The 16456-nt window shown below is 69.9% G+C and carries 13 protein-coding genes; 11 read left to right on the top strand and 2 right to left on the bottom strand.

What is annotated here, in order from left to right; translation table 11 throughout:
* Nucleotides 1–2: 2 nt before the first annotated feature.
* Complete coding sequence (eccD, locus tag GPZ80_RS03935) at nt 3–1394, bottom strand: type VII secretion integral membrane protein EccD (RefSeq protein ID WP_312880106.1); 1392 nt, start codon at nt 1392–1394, stop codon at nt 3–5.
* A gap of 175 nt (nt 1395–1569) precedes the next feature.
* Here eccD and GPZ80_RS03930 point away from each other — a divergent pair, with 175 nt between their 5' ends.
* The 6 genes from GPZ80_RS03930 (at nt 1570) to GPZ80_RS03905 (ending at nt 9599) form a co-directional block, all read left to right on the top strand.
* Complete coding sequence (locus GPZ80_RS03930) at nt 1570–2220, top strand: hypothetical protein (protein WP_187218404.1); 651 nt, start codon at nt 1570–1572, stop codon at nt 2218–2220.
* Nucleotides 2221–2278: 58 nt separating this feature from the next.
* Entirely contained in the window at nt 2279–6271 is a 3993-nt protein-coding gene (eccCa, locus tag GPZ80_RS03925) for a type VII secretion protein EccCa (RefSeq protein WP_187218403.1), read from the top strand.
* 217 nt (nt 6272–6488) lie between these two features.
* Nucleotides 6489–8282, top strand: coding sequence for a type VII secretion-associated protein (locus tag GPZ80_RS03920; RefSeq protein WP_187218402.1), 1794 nt, complete (start codon nt 6489–6491; stop codon nt 8280–8282).
* 7 nt (nt 8283–8289) lie between these two features.
* A complete protein-coding gene (locus tag GPZ80_RS03915) occupies nt 8290–8667 on the top strand; it encodes a hypothetical protein (RefSeq protein WP_187218401.1) in 378 nt (125 codons plus the stop codon).
* 258 nt (nt 8668–8925) lie between these two features.
* On the top strand, nt 8926–9237 hold the full coding sequence (locus tag GPZ80_RS03910; protein WP_281401156.1) for a WXG100 family type VII secretion target: 312 nt from the start codon (nt 8926–8928) through the stop codon (nt 9235–9237).
* Between the two features lie 68 nt (nt 9238–9305).
* Nucleotides 9306–9599, top strand: a complete 294-nt coding sequence (locus GPZ80_RS03905) for a WXG100 family type VII secretion target (protein ID WP_187218399.1) — start codon at nt 9306–9308, stop codon at nt 9597–9599.
* Between the two features lie 76 nt (nt 9600–9675).
* On the opposite strand, the gene GPZ80_RS03900 is transcribed toward GPZ80_RS03905, so the two are convergent.
* Complete coding sequence (locus tag GPZ80_RS03900; protein WP_187218398.1) at nt 9676–12723, bottom strand: AfsR/SARP family transcriptional regulator; 3048 nt, start codon at nt 12721–12723, stop codon at nt 9676–9678.
* Between the two features lie 367 nt (nt 12724–13090).
* Here GPZ80_RS03900 and rplM point away from each other — a divergent pair, with 367 nt between their 5' ends.
* From rplM to GPZ80_RS03875, 5 genes are all read left to right on the top strand, one after another.
* Nucleotides 13091–13534 carry a 50S ribosomal protein L13 gene (gene rplM / locus GPZ80_RS03895; protein WP_187218397.1) on the top strand — a complete coding sequence of 148 codons (444 nt, stop codon included), beginning with the start codon at nt 13091–13093 and terminating at the stop codon, nt 13532–13534.
* Between the two features lie 11 nt (nt 13535–13545).
* The gene (gene rpsI / locus GPZ80_RS03890) at nt 13546–14139 is read left to right on the top strand and encodes a 30S ribosomal protein S9 (RefSeq protein ID WP_312880144.1); all 594 of its coding nucleotides are present in this window, start codon (nt 13546–13548) and stop codon (nt 14137–14139) included.
* Nucleotides 14140–14252: 113 nt separating this feature from the next.
* Nucleotides 14253–15587 carry a phosphoglucosamine mutase gene (gene glmM, locus GPZ80_RS03885; protein WP_187218396.1) on the top strand — a complete coding sequence of 445 codons (1335 nt, stop codon included), beginning with the start codon at nt 14253–14255 and terminating at the stop codon, nt 15585–15587.
* Between the two features lie 120 nt (nt 15588–15707).
* The gene (locus tag GPZ80_RS03880) at nt 15708–15998 is read left to right on the top strand and encodes a hypothetical protein (RefSeq protein WP_187218395.1); all 291 of its coding nucleotides are present in this window, start codon (nt 15708–15710) and stop codon (nt 15996–15998) included.
* Between the two features lie 134 nt (nt 15999–16132).
* A complete protein-coding gene (locus GPZ80_RS03875) occupies nt 16133–16456 on the top strand; it encodes a hypothetical protein (protein WP_187218394.1) in 324 nt (107 codons plus the stop codon).

The raw sequence follows: 16456 nt of genomic DNA, 5'->3' as shown, positions 1-16456 counted from the left end.
CCCTAGAACGAGATGTGGCGCAGCGTGCTGTACAGGTCCATGACGCCCAGGGCGATGGGCAGCACCGACGCGATGCAGATGGCCTCGATGATCTCGACCGTGCGGCGCAGCGGCGGCGAGAAGCGCTGGTTCGGGAAGATCACGCCGAGCACCAGTGCCGCGGCGCCGAGGATCACCAGAACGCCGAAGACCCACAGCAGGCGCGCGAACGGGTCGGCTGTCATCAGCCAGCCCAGCAGGATGCCTGCCGCGCTGACCATGCCCGACGCCAGCAGCGCCACCGCCTGGCTGCCGTTGGCGTAAGTGCGGGCACGCAGCAGCAGCACCACGGTCGCCACGACGCCGAGGATCACACCCCAGATGTCCGGGGAGGTCGCCGCCACCACGGCGCCGATGGCCGTGGCGAGACCGCAGCCGATGATCATGCCGGTCATGTACTCGTGCGCCAGGCCCGCGCGCCGCTCGATGGAGCGGTAGTCCGGGAACCCGGTGTCTTCCTTGAGGTCCTCGGCACTGCCCGGAACGGTGGGCAGCGGCAGCCGGGCGAGCTGGATCGTCAGCCGCGGCAGCACCGACAGCGCGCCCAGCGCGACGGCGACCGTGCCCGCGGCGATGCCGGGCGCGGGGTGCGCGATCAGGGTCGCGACACCGAACGCGACGATGCCCAGGGTGGCCGCGCTGCCCGCGGCGACGAAGGTCGTGATGCCCGCCCCGATGAGCATGATCGAGGCCGAGGCGACGATCAGCACCAGGGTGCAGGCGAGCAGCAGGCTCGCCCGGCCGGGCTGGCCCGGCACGATCGACAGGCCGCTCGCGAACGCCATCGGCAGTCCGCCCGCCGCCGCGATCAGCACACCGGTCGACTGCGCCTGGTAGGCCCGCGCGATGGTCGCGCCGAGTGCGACCGCGACGATCGCCGCCACACCCGCGGTGATCGCCGGGCCGAGGTTGCCGCCACCCCACATCGGGCCCGCCATGAACACCGCGAGGGCGCCCGCGATCAGCGCGAGCGAGCCCGCGATGTGCCCGATCCGGTTGGCCGTCTCCTTGGTCCACGGCCGGTAGCTGTCCGGCGTGGACTCCGCGATCGCGTCGACGACGTCGTCGTAGAGCGGGGGCGGCGGGTTCTCGGCGCGCTTGCGCAGCTGCAGCATGTCGCCGTCGACGATGCCGAGGGAGCCGAGCGTGCGGCTCGGGTCGAGCGGGTTGTCGCCGAGTTTGGCCAGACACCACCCGCCGTGGCGCGCGCCGCCGTCGGGAGTGGTCTCCTTGGCCATCTCCAACAACATGGGCAGCAGGTCCGCGACGGACACGTCCGCCGGCAGCGCCACGTCGATGCGCGTTCTGGGCGCCACCACCGTCACCCGGCTGAACACGGTCGTCCCGGTTGCCACGCCTGCCCCCTTTGAGTTATCCACAGGTATGCGCGAAGGGTCCCGGCCGTGCCGGAACCGCCCCTAGTATGGCCGCACCGGGATCGGCGAGTACGGCGGTTCCGAGAATGCGTGTCGACTTGGGGGATGGACTTCGGTGAGCGATGGTTCGGGCGTGCCTCGAAGCGGCGTGATGATGTTGCTTTCTGCCCTCGTGTGCGCGGGCGGCCTCGGCATCGCCGTGTTCACCTTCGTGATGGCGGGCAGACACCCCGCCGCGGTGCTGCCCGGTCTGGTGATTTTCGCCGCCACGGCCGCGATGACCTGGACGCCGATGGGTGAGAGCAGGGTGGGCAGAGTCGGCCTGGGCCTGCTCGTCGTCGGGGCGGCGCTCGCGGTCATGGGGTTGTTGTTCTTCGTCGGTGGGCGCAACCCGAGTTCCCTGATGCTCGGCGCGATCTTCCTGGCGGCCGCCGTCGCGCTGACGTTCGGCGTTCCCGTGTCCGATACCCGGATCGGCTATGTGGGCATCCTGGCCTGGGTGTGCATCACCGCGGCCATGGCGGCCATGGGTGTGCTGTTCGTGAGATTCGGGCCCGGCTTCCTGGTCATCGGCAGCTACTTGCTGATCATCTCCATCGGTGTGCTGGTCGGTCACACCACGACCGGCCAGGTGAAGTTCGCACTCGGCATCGGGCTCGCCGTAGTCGTGATCATGCTGACGTACCTGTACGCCATCGGGTCGTCCCCGGCCGGCATCCTCTTCGGGGCCATGTCGTTGGCGGCGCTGTGGTCCGCGTTGAAGGTGGACGAAGTCTGGGCTTTAGCCCGATCCGGCCGTCGGTGACCACGCGGTTCGGTAGGTTCTCCCCAGCAGCTGTCGAGATAAAAGAGGTGTCTGTCCGGTGAGCACGCTGCAGTTCAAGCGTTCGCCCCGCCTTGCCGCGCCCCGCCAGCCTGGCGGTGAGGTTCACCTGGAGCCGCCACCCGAGGTGCCCAGGGTCATTCCCGGCAGCATCGTGATGAAGATGCTGCCCGCGGTCATGATCCTGGCCTCCGTCGGAATGATGGTCTTCATGTTCACGACGGGCGGGCGCAATCCCACCTCGTTGATGTTCGGCGGCATGATGGTGATGTCGACCGTGGGCATGATGGCAGGCGGCATGGGCGGCAAGGGGGGCGGCCAGAAGAAGGCCGAGATGAACGAGGACCGCAAGGACTACCTGCGCTACCTCGGCCAGATGCGCGACCGGGCCCGCGAGGCCTCGCTCGACCAGCGCGCCTCCCTGGAGTGGACCCACCCCGACCCGCAGGCCCTGTGGTCGATCGCGACCAGCAGGCGGATGTGGGAGCGCCGCCAGGCTGACCCCGACTTCTGCCACCTGCGCGCGGGCCGCGGCTCGCAGCGCCTGGCCACCCGGCTCGTCCCGCCGCAGACCGGACCGGTCGACGAGCTGGAGCCGATCGCCACGCTCGCGCTGCGCCGGTTCGTGCGCGCGCACTCGATCGTCCCCGAACTGCCCATCCAGGTCGCCATCCGCGGGTTCGCCGCCGTCGGCCTGACCGGCGACCGCGAGCTGACCCGCGGCCTGGCCAGGGCGCTCATCGCCCAGCTGGTCACCTTCCACACCCCTGAGGACGTGCTCGTCGCGGTCGTCACCGCGGGCAAGGCCAAGCAGGAGTGGGAATGGGCGAAATGGCTGCCGCACGCGCAGCACCCGACCATGGCCGACGGCATCGGCCAGCTGCGGATGATGGCGGGGTCGCTCGCCCAGATCGAGGAGTGGCTCGACGAGGAACTGCGCGACCGGCAGCGGTTCACCCGCAACGCCCCGCCGCAGCCCGACCAGCCGCACATCGTGATCGTCATCGACGACGGCGAGGTCACCCGCGAGGAGCAGATCATCCTTGAGGAGGGGCTGGTCGGCGTCACGCTGATGGACCTCTCCGACAGTCTCGGCAACCTCACCGCCCGGCGTGGTCTGCGCCTGGTCGTGGAGGAAGAGCGGCTCGGCGCGCGCAGCGCCAGCGGCGTCGAGTGGTTCGCCAACCCGGACACGCTCAGCGTGGCCGAGGCCGAGGCGCTGGCCCGCAAGCTCTCGCCGTACCGGCTCGGGGTCGGCGCGTCCGACTCCGGCGACGACGAGCCGTTGAACGCCAACCCGACCCTGCTCGAACTGCTCGGCATCCCGGGCGACCCGATGACGTTCGACGTCCAGCAGGCGTGGCGGCCGCGGCCGGTCCGCGACCGCTACCGGGTGCCGTTCGGCATCGGCGAGTTCGGCCAGTTCGTCGAACTCGACATCAAGGAATCGGCCATGGAGGGCATGGGCCCGCACGGCCTGTGCATCGGCGCGACCGGTTCCGGCAAGTCCGAGTTCCTCCGCACCCTGGTGCTCGGCATGCTGGCGACGCACTCGTCGACGACGCTGAACTTCATCCTCGTCGACTTCAAGGGTGGCGCGACCTTCCTCGGTCTGGACGACGCGCCGCACGTCGCCGCGACGATCACCAACCTGCAGGGCGACCTGACCCTGGTCGACCGCATGAAGGACGCCCTCGCGGGCGAGATGAACCGCCGCCAGGAAGCGCTCAAGAACGGCGGCAACTTCAAGAACGTGTGGGAGTACGAGAAGGCCCGGGAGAACGGCGCCGACCTCGACCCGCTGCCCGCCCTGTTCATCGTCGTCGACGAGTTCTCCGAACTCCTCGCCGCCAAGCCCGACTTCATCGACCTGTTCGTCGCCGTCGGCCGACTGGGCCGGTCGCTGCAGATGCACATGCTGCTCGCCTCGCAGCGGCTCGAAGAGGGCAAGCTGCGCGGACTCGACTCGCACCTGTCCTACCGGATCGGTCTCAAGACGTTCTCCGCCGCCGAGTCGCGCGCCGCGATCGGTGTGCCGGACGCGTTCGAACTCCCGTCGATCCCGGGCTCCGGCTACCTGAAGTTCGACACCAGCACGATGGTCCGGTTCAAGGCCGCCTACGTCTCCGGGCCCTACCGCCCGGCGGGTATGCAGGCCGCGGGCCCCACCGCGGCGGTGTCCGGCGACCGGCGCGCGAAGCTCTTCGTGCCCGACTACGTCGAGATCCCCAAGGAGCCCGAGAAGCCCCTGGTGCCGGTCGTCGAGGAGAAGAAGCCCGAGGGCGGCACCGAGGCCAGCGAACTCGACGTCATCGTCGGCAGGCTGATCGGGCAGGGCCCGCCCGCGCACGAGGTGTGGCTGCCCCCGCTCAACGAGCCCAACTCGCTCGACACCCTGTTCCCCCCGCTGCAACCCACCGAGGACCGCGGCCTGTCCCCGGTCGGCTTCTACGGCAACGGCAGGCTCCAGGTTCCCCTGGGCATCATCGACAAGCCGTTCGAGCAACGCCGAGACCTGCTCTGGGCCGACTTCTCCGGCGCCGCGGGCCATGCGGCGATCGCGGGCGGCCCGCAGTCGGGCAAGTCGATGATGCTGCGAACGCTCATCATGTCGATGGCGCTGACGCACACCGCCGAGGAAGTCCAGTTCTACGTGCTCGACCTCGGTGGCGGCACGATGGGCACGCTCGAAGGGCTGCCGCACGTCGGTGGTGTCGCGGGCCGTATCGACCCGGACAAGGCCCGCCGCATGGTCGCCGAGGTCAGCAGCCTGATCGGCGAGCGGGAGCAGCGCTTCCGCGACCTCGGCATCGACTCGATGACCGACTTCCGCAACCGCAAGCGGCGCGGGGAGATCCAGGAGGACCCGTTCGGCGACGTCTTCCTGATCGTCGACGGCTGGCTCAACTTCCGCCAGGAGTTCGAGTCACTGGAGTCGCAGGTCGTCAACCTCGCCGCGCAGGGTCTGTCCTACGGCATCCACGTCATCGTGGCGGCCAACCGCTGGGCGGAGATCCGGCCCGCGCTCAAGGATCTGCTCGGCACCCGGTTCGAACTGCGCCTCGGTGACCCGAGCGAGTCCGATGTGGACCGTCGGGTTGCGGTCAACATCCCCGCCGGCCGACCGGGTCGCGGCCTTTCCCGCGACAAGCTGCACTTCCTGACCGGCCTGCCCCGCATCGACGGCTCCAGCAACGCCGACGACGTCGCGACCGGCGTCCAGGACGCGGTCGCCAAGATCAAGGGCGCCTGGCGCGGCCGCGGTGCCCCCAAGGTGCGCCTGCTGCCCGAGCTCATCAGCTACGAGGACCTGCTCACCCAGGACACCCGCCGCGACTCGAAGCTGGTGCCGATCGGCATCGACGAGAACGATCTGGCCCCGGTGTACCTCGACTTCGACGCCGAGCCGCACTTCATGGCCTTCGCCGAAGGCGAGTCGGGCAAGACGAACCTGATCCGCACGATCGTGCGCGGCATCATGGACCGCTACACCCCGCAGGAAGCGGTCATCCTGCTGGTCGACTACCGGCGCACGATGCTGGGGTTCATCGACACCAACCACCTGCTGGGCTACGCGGTCTCGTCCAACCAGCTCGGCGACATGGTCAAGGATGTCCGCGGGTCGATGCTCAAGCGGCTGCCGGGACCGGATGTCACGCAGGACCAGCTGCGGAACCGGTCGTGGTGGAAGGGCCCCGAGCTGTTCGTCATCGTCGACGACTACGACCTCGTGGCCCCGCAGGGCAACAACCCGCTGCAGCCGATCGCGGAATTCCTGCCGCAGGCCAAGGACGTCGGCCTGCACGTGATCGCCGCCCGCCGCTCCGGCGGCGCCAGCCGGGCCATGTTCGACCCGATCCTCGGCAAGCTGCGTGAGATCGCCAGCCCTGGTGTCGTGATGAGCGGCAACAAGGATGAGGGTGCGTTGCTTGGCACGGTGAAGCCGTCGGCGATGCCGCCGGGTCGTGGCACGCTGGTCAGTCGCAAGGTCGGCCAGGCCTTGATGCATGTGGCCTGGATTCCGCCGGAGTAGTTCTCGGGGTGATCTTCCCGGTTGGTGGTGCTTCGGCATCGCCAACCGGGTTTTTCTTTGTGGGGTGCGTTTGCTGGGCCGTTGGGTTCTGCCCGTCGCCTGTGCGGGGGCTGCACGTCGCTTCCAAAGTGGTGGATTCATCCGCGTTGGCGATCACGTAGGGTGACTCGGGGCAGCAACAGGCGGGTCGAGATCAGGCGGGTCGAGGGGCGAAGAAGTGGCACTGCGCGTCGCGGTCGACTTTGGGACGTCGAGTACGTGTGTCGCGGTGTCCGTACACGGTCGGGAGCCCCAGGTCGTCGTGGTCGATGGGCAGCCCTTGCTGTCGTCATCCGTCTACGCCGCGCCGGATGGCACTCTCTTCGTCGGGCAGGAAGCCGATCGCCAGGCCGCGCTTGATCCCTCGCGCTACGAGCCGCATCCCAAGCGGCGGATCGATGAGAGGGAACTGTTGCTCGGCGACACCGTTCTTCCTGTCGTCGCCGTGTTCCGGGCCGTGCTCGGCCGGGCGGTGAACGAGGCCCGCCGGGTCGCGGGCGGCGTCCAGGTCGCGCAGCTCGTCCTCACCCACCCCGCCGACTGGGGTGGCGTCCGCACCCAGGTCCTCCGCCAGGCCGCCGCCGGTCTCGCCCAGCGGATCGTGCTGGTGCCCGAACCGGTCGCGGCCGCGGTCTTCCACTCGGCGAGCTACCCGGCGCCCACCGGTCCGCAGGGCCGCACCCTCGCCGTCCTCGACCTCGGGGGCGGCACCGTCGACGTCAGTGTCGTGCGCACCAGCCCGCCTGCCCGGCCGGGGCTGCCGCCCGCGTACACGGTCCTCGCCACCCGCGGCGACCCGCACTTCGGCGGGGCCGACATCGACGAGCTACTCCTCGGCTACGTCGGCGACCTGGTCTCCAGCGGCGACCCGGACTCCTGGCGGGCCCTCGTCGAAGGCCGCGACCTGGCCGACCGCAGGCGCAGGCGCGTCCTGCGCCAGGACATCCGCGGCGCGAAGGAAACCCTGTCGCGCCACCCGTACACCGACGTCCCGCTGCCGTCGCCGTTCCCCGACGCGCACGTCACCCGGACCGACCTTGAACGGCTGATCGGTGTCCCGGTCGGCCGGGCGGTGGACCTGACGCTGGCCACCATCCACGAGGCTGGCCTGGCGCCCCAACAGCTCGCGGGGATCTTCCTCGTGGGCGGATCCAGCCGGATCCCGCTGGTCGCACGGCTCGTCGCCGAGCGGACCGGCATGGTCCCGGTGACACTCGACCAGCCCGAGACGGTGGTCGCCCGCGGCGCGCTGCGGGCGGCCGCGGTCGAACCGGACCACACCGGCGCCATGGCCGCGCGGCCCGGCCGATCCGGGCCCGCCGGTGTCCTCGCCGCGGAGTCGACCATGCCGGTCGACCACCGCCCACCGCTCCCGCCCCGGCCGATGGGCCCGCACTCCGGGCCGTTGCCCGTGCCGCGCCCGGCCAAGCCGAGGCGCACCGCACTGCTCGTCGGCGCCGCGGTCGTCGTGGTCGCCGCCGTCGCGGTGACCATGGTGGTGCTGCTCGGCCGTGAGACCCCGCCTGCCGAAGCGGGCCCGGTCATCGCGCAGTACGAGTACCGCTTCACCCGCCCTGACGGCTGGACCCAGACCGGCGGCAACCCCGGTCTGCTGCGCACCGAGATCAAACCGGTGGGCGCCGAGAAGGGCGACGACCTCGTGCTCGTCGAGGAGAAGCGACTTGTCTTCGACAGCGATGCCGACCGCGCCCGAGCCGTCGACAAACTCCGCAGCGACTACGAGTCCGGTGGCGACGAGTTCACGGATTTCAGCGAGAAGGTGACCTTCGGCGGCCGGGAGGTCGTCAGCTACCGGGAGCGGCTCGACCGGAAAGACGCGACTGTCGACTGGTACGTCTTGTTCCAGGGCAAGTCGCAAGTCAGCGTCGGCTGCCAGTACACCGAGAGCGGCCGCGACAAGGTGCGCCAGGCCTGCGAATCGGTGGTCCGCACGATGGCCATCGAGGGATGAGGTGGAGATGACCGGTCAGAACCAGGGATTCGCCGAGGCGGTCGCCCGGTACCGGGCGGAGCTCGCGGCGGCGGTCACTCGCTCCCGGCGCGCCGTCGCCGAGGCCCGCGACCAGTCGGCGAACTTCCGCGCCGAGAACGACGAACTGGCGAAGCGGATCGGCAAGTCCAAGGTGGACCCGGCCGAGTTGACCGACGAGCAGCGCCGCGCGGCCGCCGAGGAGTGGCGCCGCGCCCAGGGGCTCCCGGTCACCGAGTTCCCTCCTGCCGCCGACCTCGTCACCGAACCGGCCGAGCCCGCCAAGGAGGAGCCCGCGAAGCGCGCGCCCCGCCCGGACGACGATGACGAGGACTTCTCCCAGCACTCCGTGCTTTTCCGCGGCTGACCTCGCCTCGAAACCCTCGCTGAAAGCCCCACCGGCCCGCCGAATCGCGCCCGAATTCGCCATTGTGAACCACGTTCGGGTGCGTTCGCGTTGGCGAAACATGCTGTGACCTGCGAGTTTCCTGAAATAGCGTTCACTAGAGCAACTACCTGCCGGATAGCGGCACCGAGTCGGAACCGAACCTGGCAGGGTTCCGTCGTAAGGGTTGTACGAACGAAGAACGCGTACGACCAACTACTAACCAGGGGGTTACTCCCAATGTCCGGTTACGGAATTACGCCCGAAGAGATGGCCAAGGCCGCGGTCGACGTCGACAACGTGAACGAGGAGTCGCGCGGCGTGCTGTCCAGCCTCCGCAGCGCCCTCGACCCGCTGCGCGACAACTGGGCCGGCCAGGCGGCGACCGCCTTCCAGACGCTGATGCAGCGCTTCGACGACGACGCCGCGAAGCTCGCCGACGCGCTTCAGGGCATCTCGGAGCAGCTCAAGTCCTCGAACGAGGCCTACATCCGCCAGGAAGAAGAGTCCGCGCAGTCGATGTCGAACATCGCCAACGTGCTCGGTGGCTGATCTGCCCCGCTCTTCGTCTTTCAGCTTCGCTCCGTTAAACCAAGACTTGATTCCAAGGGAGAACCGCAATGCCTAACGACATGATCAAGGTCAACTTCGCGGAGGTGGCGAACGCCTCCCAGGCCCTGTCCTCGTCCGCCGGGAAGCTCGAGACCCTGCTCGGCGAGCTCAAGCAGCGCCTCGCGCCGCTCGAGGCGGGCTACGAAGGTGCCGCCAAGGAGGCCTGGCACGCCAAGCAGCAGGAGTGGAACCGCGCGCAGGACGACCTGCGTCAGGTTCTCGCCTCGATCGGTATGGCCGTGCAGCAGTCCGGTGACAACTACGAGGCCACCGAGAAGGCCAACGCCGCCAAGTGGGGCTGATCCCGCTTCGCTGAGCTAGTGCTACACCACCCGAGTGGGGCCCGGAGGAAACTCCTGGGCCCCACTCGGGTTTGTGCTATCCGGGCTCGGGCACGTATCCGGTGAGCCGCTGGATCGAGCGCGACTCCCGGTGGTGCGCCGACGCCTCGGCGAGCCTGCCGAGCCGCTCGTTCACCTGGGCGAGAACGCTGTGAGCGCGGCACCGCACGATCGTGAGTTCCAGTTCTCGTGCCACCTTGAGCGCCGACTCGGCCTCGTCTCCCGCGGCCGCGGCGTCGCCGAGGTGGAGCATCGCCCTGGCCAGGCTGGTCCGTGCGTCGGCGCCATACCCGTGTTGTTTTGATTCCGCCGCCAGCTGGACGGCTTGTTCGTGGTGCGCCATCGCGTCCCGGACCTGCCCGCGCAGCACCAGGACATCCCCCAGCGTCGCCCGCGAAATGATCATCTCGCGCGGATCGGCGAGCTTCTCGCTGAGCCGCACCGCCTGTTCCGCATGGCGCAGTGCCAGGTCGAGCGCGCCGGTCGCCGCGTGGCAGCGGGCCGACTCGAACTCCCCGCGAGGTCCATACCGGACGCTCACCAGCGCGCTTCCCGCGTGCAGATCCGCGAACGCGGCGTCGTACTCGCCAAGCAGCCGGTAGGCCCCGCCGCGGCTGATCATCGCCGCGCCCCGGATGTCGGCCGCCGCGTCCGGTCCGTCCATCGCGATGCATTCGCTCGCGCAGCTCACGGCTTCGGCCAGTTCGCCGAGATTGGCGTGCGCCGTGCTGAGGTTCGCCAGCGTCTTGCCCACGAGGACCGTCATCCCGTGCTTGCGCGCCAGCGCGAGCCCTTGATGCAGGGACCGTGCGGCCTTCCGTGGCTGCCCGAGATCGTCATAGGTGACACCGATGTTGCTCAGCGCGCTCGCCGCCCCGACGCCGAAACCGCACTCCTCGAAACATTCGAGCGCGGCGAGTTGGTCCGCCATGCAGGCTTCGCTCTCACCGAGGTAGCCGTGGAGGCTGCCCTGGCTCTGCAGCATCACACCCTCGGCCCGGCGGTCGCCCGCCTTCACCGCGGCGCGTCTGCCCGCCTCGACCACCGTGGTCCACTGTGGATAGTGAAGGTTCCGGCTGAGGTGGAGCCGGATCGCGTCGGCCGCGCACCAGGCGAACTCCTCAGGCCCCGTCTCGCTCGCGCGGACGACCGCGGCGGTGACATTGCGGTACTCCTGGTCCAGCCACGTCTTCGCCTCTCGGGCACTGGCGAACCGGATCGGCCCGCCGCCCGCCGAAAGCCGAAACCGCGGCACCTCGAACGCCGTGGCGGCGTCGAGGTTGTGCTGATACCAGGCGCACAACCGCAGCCACGCCGCGCCGTGGTCCGGCTGTCGCGCCGCGAGATCGGCCGCATAGGCGCCGAGCAGGTCGTGGAAGGTGTAGCGGCTGTCGGTCTTGCGCCTGGTCAGGTGCGCGGCCGCGAGTTCGTCGAGTGCCCGCGCGCTCGCGTCGGTCGTCGTGTCCGCGAGCGCGGCGGCGGCCGCCGCGGTGAAGTCGTTGCCCGGGACCAGGCCGAGCAGCGCGAACTGGCGCTTGGCCTGCTCGGACAGCGCGGCGTAGGACAGGTCGAACGCCGCCCGGACGGCGGTGTCCTCGTCGCCGTCGATGCGCAGCGCGCTCACGACGTTCCCGGCGCGGAGTTCCGTGACGTAGTCCGCGATGCCGCGGTCGGGGTCGCCCGCGAGCGAGGCGCCCGCGATCCGCAGCGCGAGGGGCAGGTACGCGCACAGCCGTGCGAGTTCTTCGGCCGCCGCCGATTCCGCCTCGACTCTCGGGCGGGTCAGCATGCCCTCAAGCAGGACCCGTGCGTCGTCGCGCTCCAGCACGTCGAGCCCGACGGCGTACGCGCCCTCGCGCGCCACCAAGCCGCCCAGCCGGTTGCGGCTCGTGATCAGCACCAGCGTCCCGGGGTCGCCCGGGAGCAGTCTGCGCACCTGGTCGGCGTCCGCCGCGTTGTCGAGCACCACGATCGTCCGGGTGCCCGCGAGCATGCTGCGGAACAGCGACGACGCCTCGTCCAGCTCGGTGGGGATCTTGTCCGCCGCCACTCCCAGCGCCCGGAGGAACTGCGACAGCGCGTCGCGCGGCGCCACCGGTGGCGCCTGTGCGTGGCCGCGCAGGTCGATGAACAGCTGTCCGTCCGGGTAGTCGTCGCGGATCCGGTGGGCCCAGTGCACCGCCAGAGCGGTCTTGCCGATGCCCGCGGACCCGGTGATCACCGCGATCGCGACCGCGGTCGGCGAGACGGCGCCGCGGACTGCGTCGAGCCGGCGGAGGTCGGACTTCCGACCGCTGAACGCGCTCACGTCGCCGGGCAGTTGCGCCACCCGGCCCCCGCCGCGGGGGCGGGAGCCCACCGGTCCGGTCAATGCCGGGTCGAGTCGGAGGATGCGGAGGTGGAGCTCGCGCAGGGGCGCGCCCGGGTCGACCCCCAGTTCGTCGGCCAGCCGCTGCCGCATGCCCTCGTAGTGCGTCAGCGCCTCGGCCTGCCTGCCCAGGCGGTACAGCACGAGCATCAGCTGGGCGCACGCTCGCTCGTCCAAGGGGTCCGCGGCGGCGCGGTCGAGCATCCCGGGGAGCAGGTCGTGGTGCCGTCCGAGGTCGAGCAGAAGTTCCGCGCGATCGAGGTCGGCTCCCCGTCGCCGCCGTTCGAGCGACTCCCGGAGTGCGACCAGCCAGGGGGCGTCGAATCCGGCGAAGGGAGTTCCTCGCCAAAGTCGCGCCGCCTCGTCCAACAGGGCGACCGCCGCCTCGCCCTTGGCGCGGCCCGCGTCGGTGAGCAGATCCTCATACCGGTGGACGTCCACCTCAGTGGAGGAGGCATCGATCACATATCCGCCCCGCTCGCGCGTGATCGCGGCGCCGAGGATTGAGCGCAGTCGGGACACATAGCTATAGAGCCTGGACGTCGCCCGCAGCGGGGGTTGATCTCCCCATACCCGCTCGACCAGCGTGTCCGCCGAGACCGGCGTGCCGGTGTCCACCAGGAGCGCCACCAGGACGAGTTGTTGCCGCGTGTGTCCGACGTCGAGGCGCCGTCCATCCGACCAGGCCTCGACGGGACCGAACAGCCTGAATTCCAATCAACCCTCCGACCAGCGGATTCAAGGTTTGTCCAAGACGCCCGCAGGGATGGTCGCAGATGCTTGCGGTCAAGGGCACTTCGTGCCCGGCTCCGGCCGCCGCTCGCCCTGGGGGTGCGAGCGGTGGTCGGAATCGTGCGCGGGTGATCGCTGAGCGTGGCGATCCGCATGCCAGGGACACCCTGGGGGACCCGTTTTGACCCTGCGGTGTGCCACCCGGTATCTTCTTACTTTGTTGTGCGGCGCGGGGCGCATTGCTCGACTGGTCGAACGCGAGTCGAGCCGCGTTGCGCGCCTCTGGGTGACCCCATCCAGAGGTGAGGCCCGCACGCACACCCATGACGCAAGTTGACGATGAGGTAGACCCGTGCCCACGTACAGCCCTAAGCCCGGCGAGGTCGACCGCGCCTGGCACGTGATCGATGCCGAGGACGTGGTGCTCGGCCGTCTCGCGACGCATGTTGCCACGCTCCTGCGAGGCAAGCACAAGCCCACGTTCGCCCCCCACATGGACACTGGCGACTTCGTCGTCATCGTGAACGCCGAGAAGGTCCTCCTGACCGGCAACAAGCGGGACCAGGCGTTCGCCTACCGACACAGCGGTTACCCGGGCGGTCTGCGCAAGCAGTCGTTCGGTGAACTGATCGACTCTCGCCCCGACCGGCTGCTGGAAAAGGTCGTCAAGGGCATGCTGCCGAAGACCAAGCTCGGCCGCGCCCAGGGTAAGAAGCTCAAGGTCTACGCAGGCCCTGATCACCCGCACGCCGCCCAGCTCCCCAAGCCGTTCGAGATTGCGAAGGTCGTCAAGTGAGTGAGGACGCCGTGACCCCCGAGACCGACGAGGCCGTCGCCGCCGTCGAGACCGACGAAGCCCCCGCGGCCGTCGAGACCGAGGCAGCGGAGACCGAGGCCGTCGAGGCCGACGCTCCCGTCGCTGACGAGGCCGTCGCCGAGGAAGCCCCCGTCGTCGCCGACGAGGCTCCCGTCGCCGAAGAGGCCGCGGACGCTCCGGCGATCCCGCACCTGACCCCGGAGACCGCGCAAACGGTCGGCCGCCGCAAGCAGGCCATCGTCCGCGTCCGGTTCACCCCGGGCACCGGCAAGTTCCTCCTCAACGGCAAGTCCCTTGAGGAGTACTTCCCGAACAAGGTCCACCAGCAGCTCATCCGTGAGCCCCTGGTGCTGGTCGAGAAGCCCGAGTCCTTCGACATCCGCGCCAACCTGCACGGCGGCGGCATCACCGGCCAGGCCGGTGCGCTGCGCCTGGCGATCGCCCGCGCGCTGATCGAGCTGGACAGCGAGGACCGCCCGCCCCTGAAGAAGGCCGGCTTCCTGACCCGTGACCCGCGGGCCAAGGAGCGTAAGAAGTACGGTCTGAAGAAGGCCCGCAAGGCGCCTCAGTACAGCAAGCGCTGACCCTGCGCGTCAGCCACACGCACGACCCGGCGGGAGCAGCACGTTCGATGCTGCTCCCGCCGGTCTTTTCACCGCTTTCTCCCTCTCCCCAGCGCAGCGGAGGTTCTCCGACGATGGCACGGCTGTTCGGTACCGATGGAGTGCGTGGCCTCGCGAACTCCGACCTGAGCCCGGAGCTGGCACTCGCCATCGCCGCCTCCGCGGCGCGGGTCCTCGCGGAACACGACCGCTCCCACCGACCCGTAGCCGTTGTGGGACGCGATCCGCGCGCCAGCGGTGAGATGCTGCAGGCCGCCGTGTGCGCGGGACTCGCCTCCGCGGGCGCCGATGTCATGCAGGTCGGCGTGCTGCCCACCCCGGGCGTCGCCCACCTGGTCGCCGAACTCGGCGCCGACCTGGGCGTGATGATCTCCGCCTCGCACAACCCCATGCCGGACAACGGCATCAAGCTTTTCGCCGCGGGCGGGCACAAGCTCGCCGACGCCATCGAGGACGAGATCGAAGCGGGCCTCAACAGCACCGCTCCCCGTCCGACCGGCGCGGGCGTCGGCCGCGTCTACGACATCGCCGACGCGCACGACCGCTACGTGGCGCACCTGCTCAAGTCCATCCCGAATCGTCTCGACGGCCTGCGGGTCGTCGTCGACTGCGCGAACGGCGCGGCCTGGGCCGCTGCCCCGCAGGCCTACCGCGAGGCGGGCGCCGAGGTCATCGCCATCCACGCCCTGCCCGACGGCGAGAACATCAACGACGGCTGCGGTTCCACCCACCTCGACCAGCTCCGCGAGGCCGTCCTCGCCGAAGGCGCCGACCTGGGCATCGCCCACGACGGCGACGCCGACCGCTGCCTCGCCGTGGACAGCGCGGGCAACGTCATCGACGGCGACCACATCATGGCCGTCCTCGCGCTGGCCATGAAGGACGCGGGCGAACTCGTCGAGGACACCCTTGTGGTGACCGTCATGAGCAACCTCGGCCTGCACCTGGCCATGCGCGACGCGGGCATCGCCCTGCGCACCACCGCCGTCGGCGACCGCTACGTCCTGGAGGAAATCCGCAACGGCGGCTACTCCCTCGGCGGCGAGCAGTCCGGCCACGTCCTGCTCCCCGGCTACGCCACGACCGGCGACGGCCTCCTGACCGCCATGCGGCTGATGGCCAGGGTCGCCGCCACCGGCAAGTCCCTGGCCGAGTTGGCGGGCGTGATGACCCAGCTGCCCCAGGTCCTGATCAACGTCAAGGTCGCAGACAAGGCAACGGTCGCCGCGTCTTCGCAGGTCAGCGAGGCAGTCGCGGCGGTGGAAGCCGAACTCGGCGACACCGGCCGCGTCCTCCTGCGCCCGTCGGGCACCGAACAACTCGTTCGGGTGATGGTCGAAGCCCCCACCCACGAGACCGCCCAGTCCGCGGCCGAGCGCCTGTCCAAGGTTGTCGCCGACGTAGTGTGAGCCCATGAGCCTGGGCCTGAGCGAAGCGCTGATCCTGATCGTGCTCGGGATCTTCATCATCGGCGGCATAATCGCCGCCCGCCGCGCCTCTCGCCGCTGACCGACTGCGAAACTGGGCGCATGTCCGCGCTCACCCTGATCATCCTCCTGGTCGTCGCAGCGATCGTGGTGCCGATCGTCATCACGTCGAACAACAAGACGAAGGCCAGGCAGCCGCCCGGCCACCCGCCGCCGGGATACCCGCAGCAGCCGTACCCGCGGCCGCCGGGGTATCCCGCGCAGCAGCATCCGCCGTCGGGTGGTCTCTCGCAGCAGCCGTATCCGCAGCCGGGCTATCCGTCGCAGCCGCCACCGGGATTTCCGCCGCCGCCGCACCCGGGTCCGCCACCGCTGCCACCCCCGGGCCTTTAGGCGTTCCGCCTTCGGGATTTGCGGTCTCTCGATACAGTTCCGCATAGCGGTAGGGGTCTTTGCGTACGCGACGGCACCGATTGGTGGTGCCGTACGTCGAACCGGGGACAGTCGAGCAGGAGGTAGGGGGAGCAGTGGCGCGCGACGAAGTATTGGACATGGACCACGATGGCGTGGCTGCCGTGGCCGCGGACATGAACAGTCTTGCTCTGGCACTGGCCGAGGTGCAGAAGTACGCCAGTGGCGACGGGCTTAAGGCTGAGCATTTCGGCGGCACTCCGGACGGAGCGCGCGCATTCACCTCGTTCGACGCCGCTGTCAAGGCGCTTGCCACGTCGGTCGGGAAGGCGCAGAAATTCTGCGCCGACGCCTCCAGTCTGCTGACCAGTTCCTCGAAGGCGACCAAGGAAACCGATATCGACAACACGTGGAACCTGAACAAGGCCGGGGGCAAGTGA

Origin of the sequence: Actinokineospora xionganensis (assembly GCF_014323725.1) — a bacterium.
Lineage (GTDB): Bacteria > Actinomycetota > Actinomycetes > Mycobacteriales > Pseudonocardiaceae > Actinokineospora > Actinokineospora xionganensis.
The sequence above is the reverse complement of the archived record's forward strand: the minus strand, read 5'-3'. Positions and strand labels throughout refer to the sequence as shown.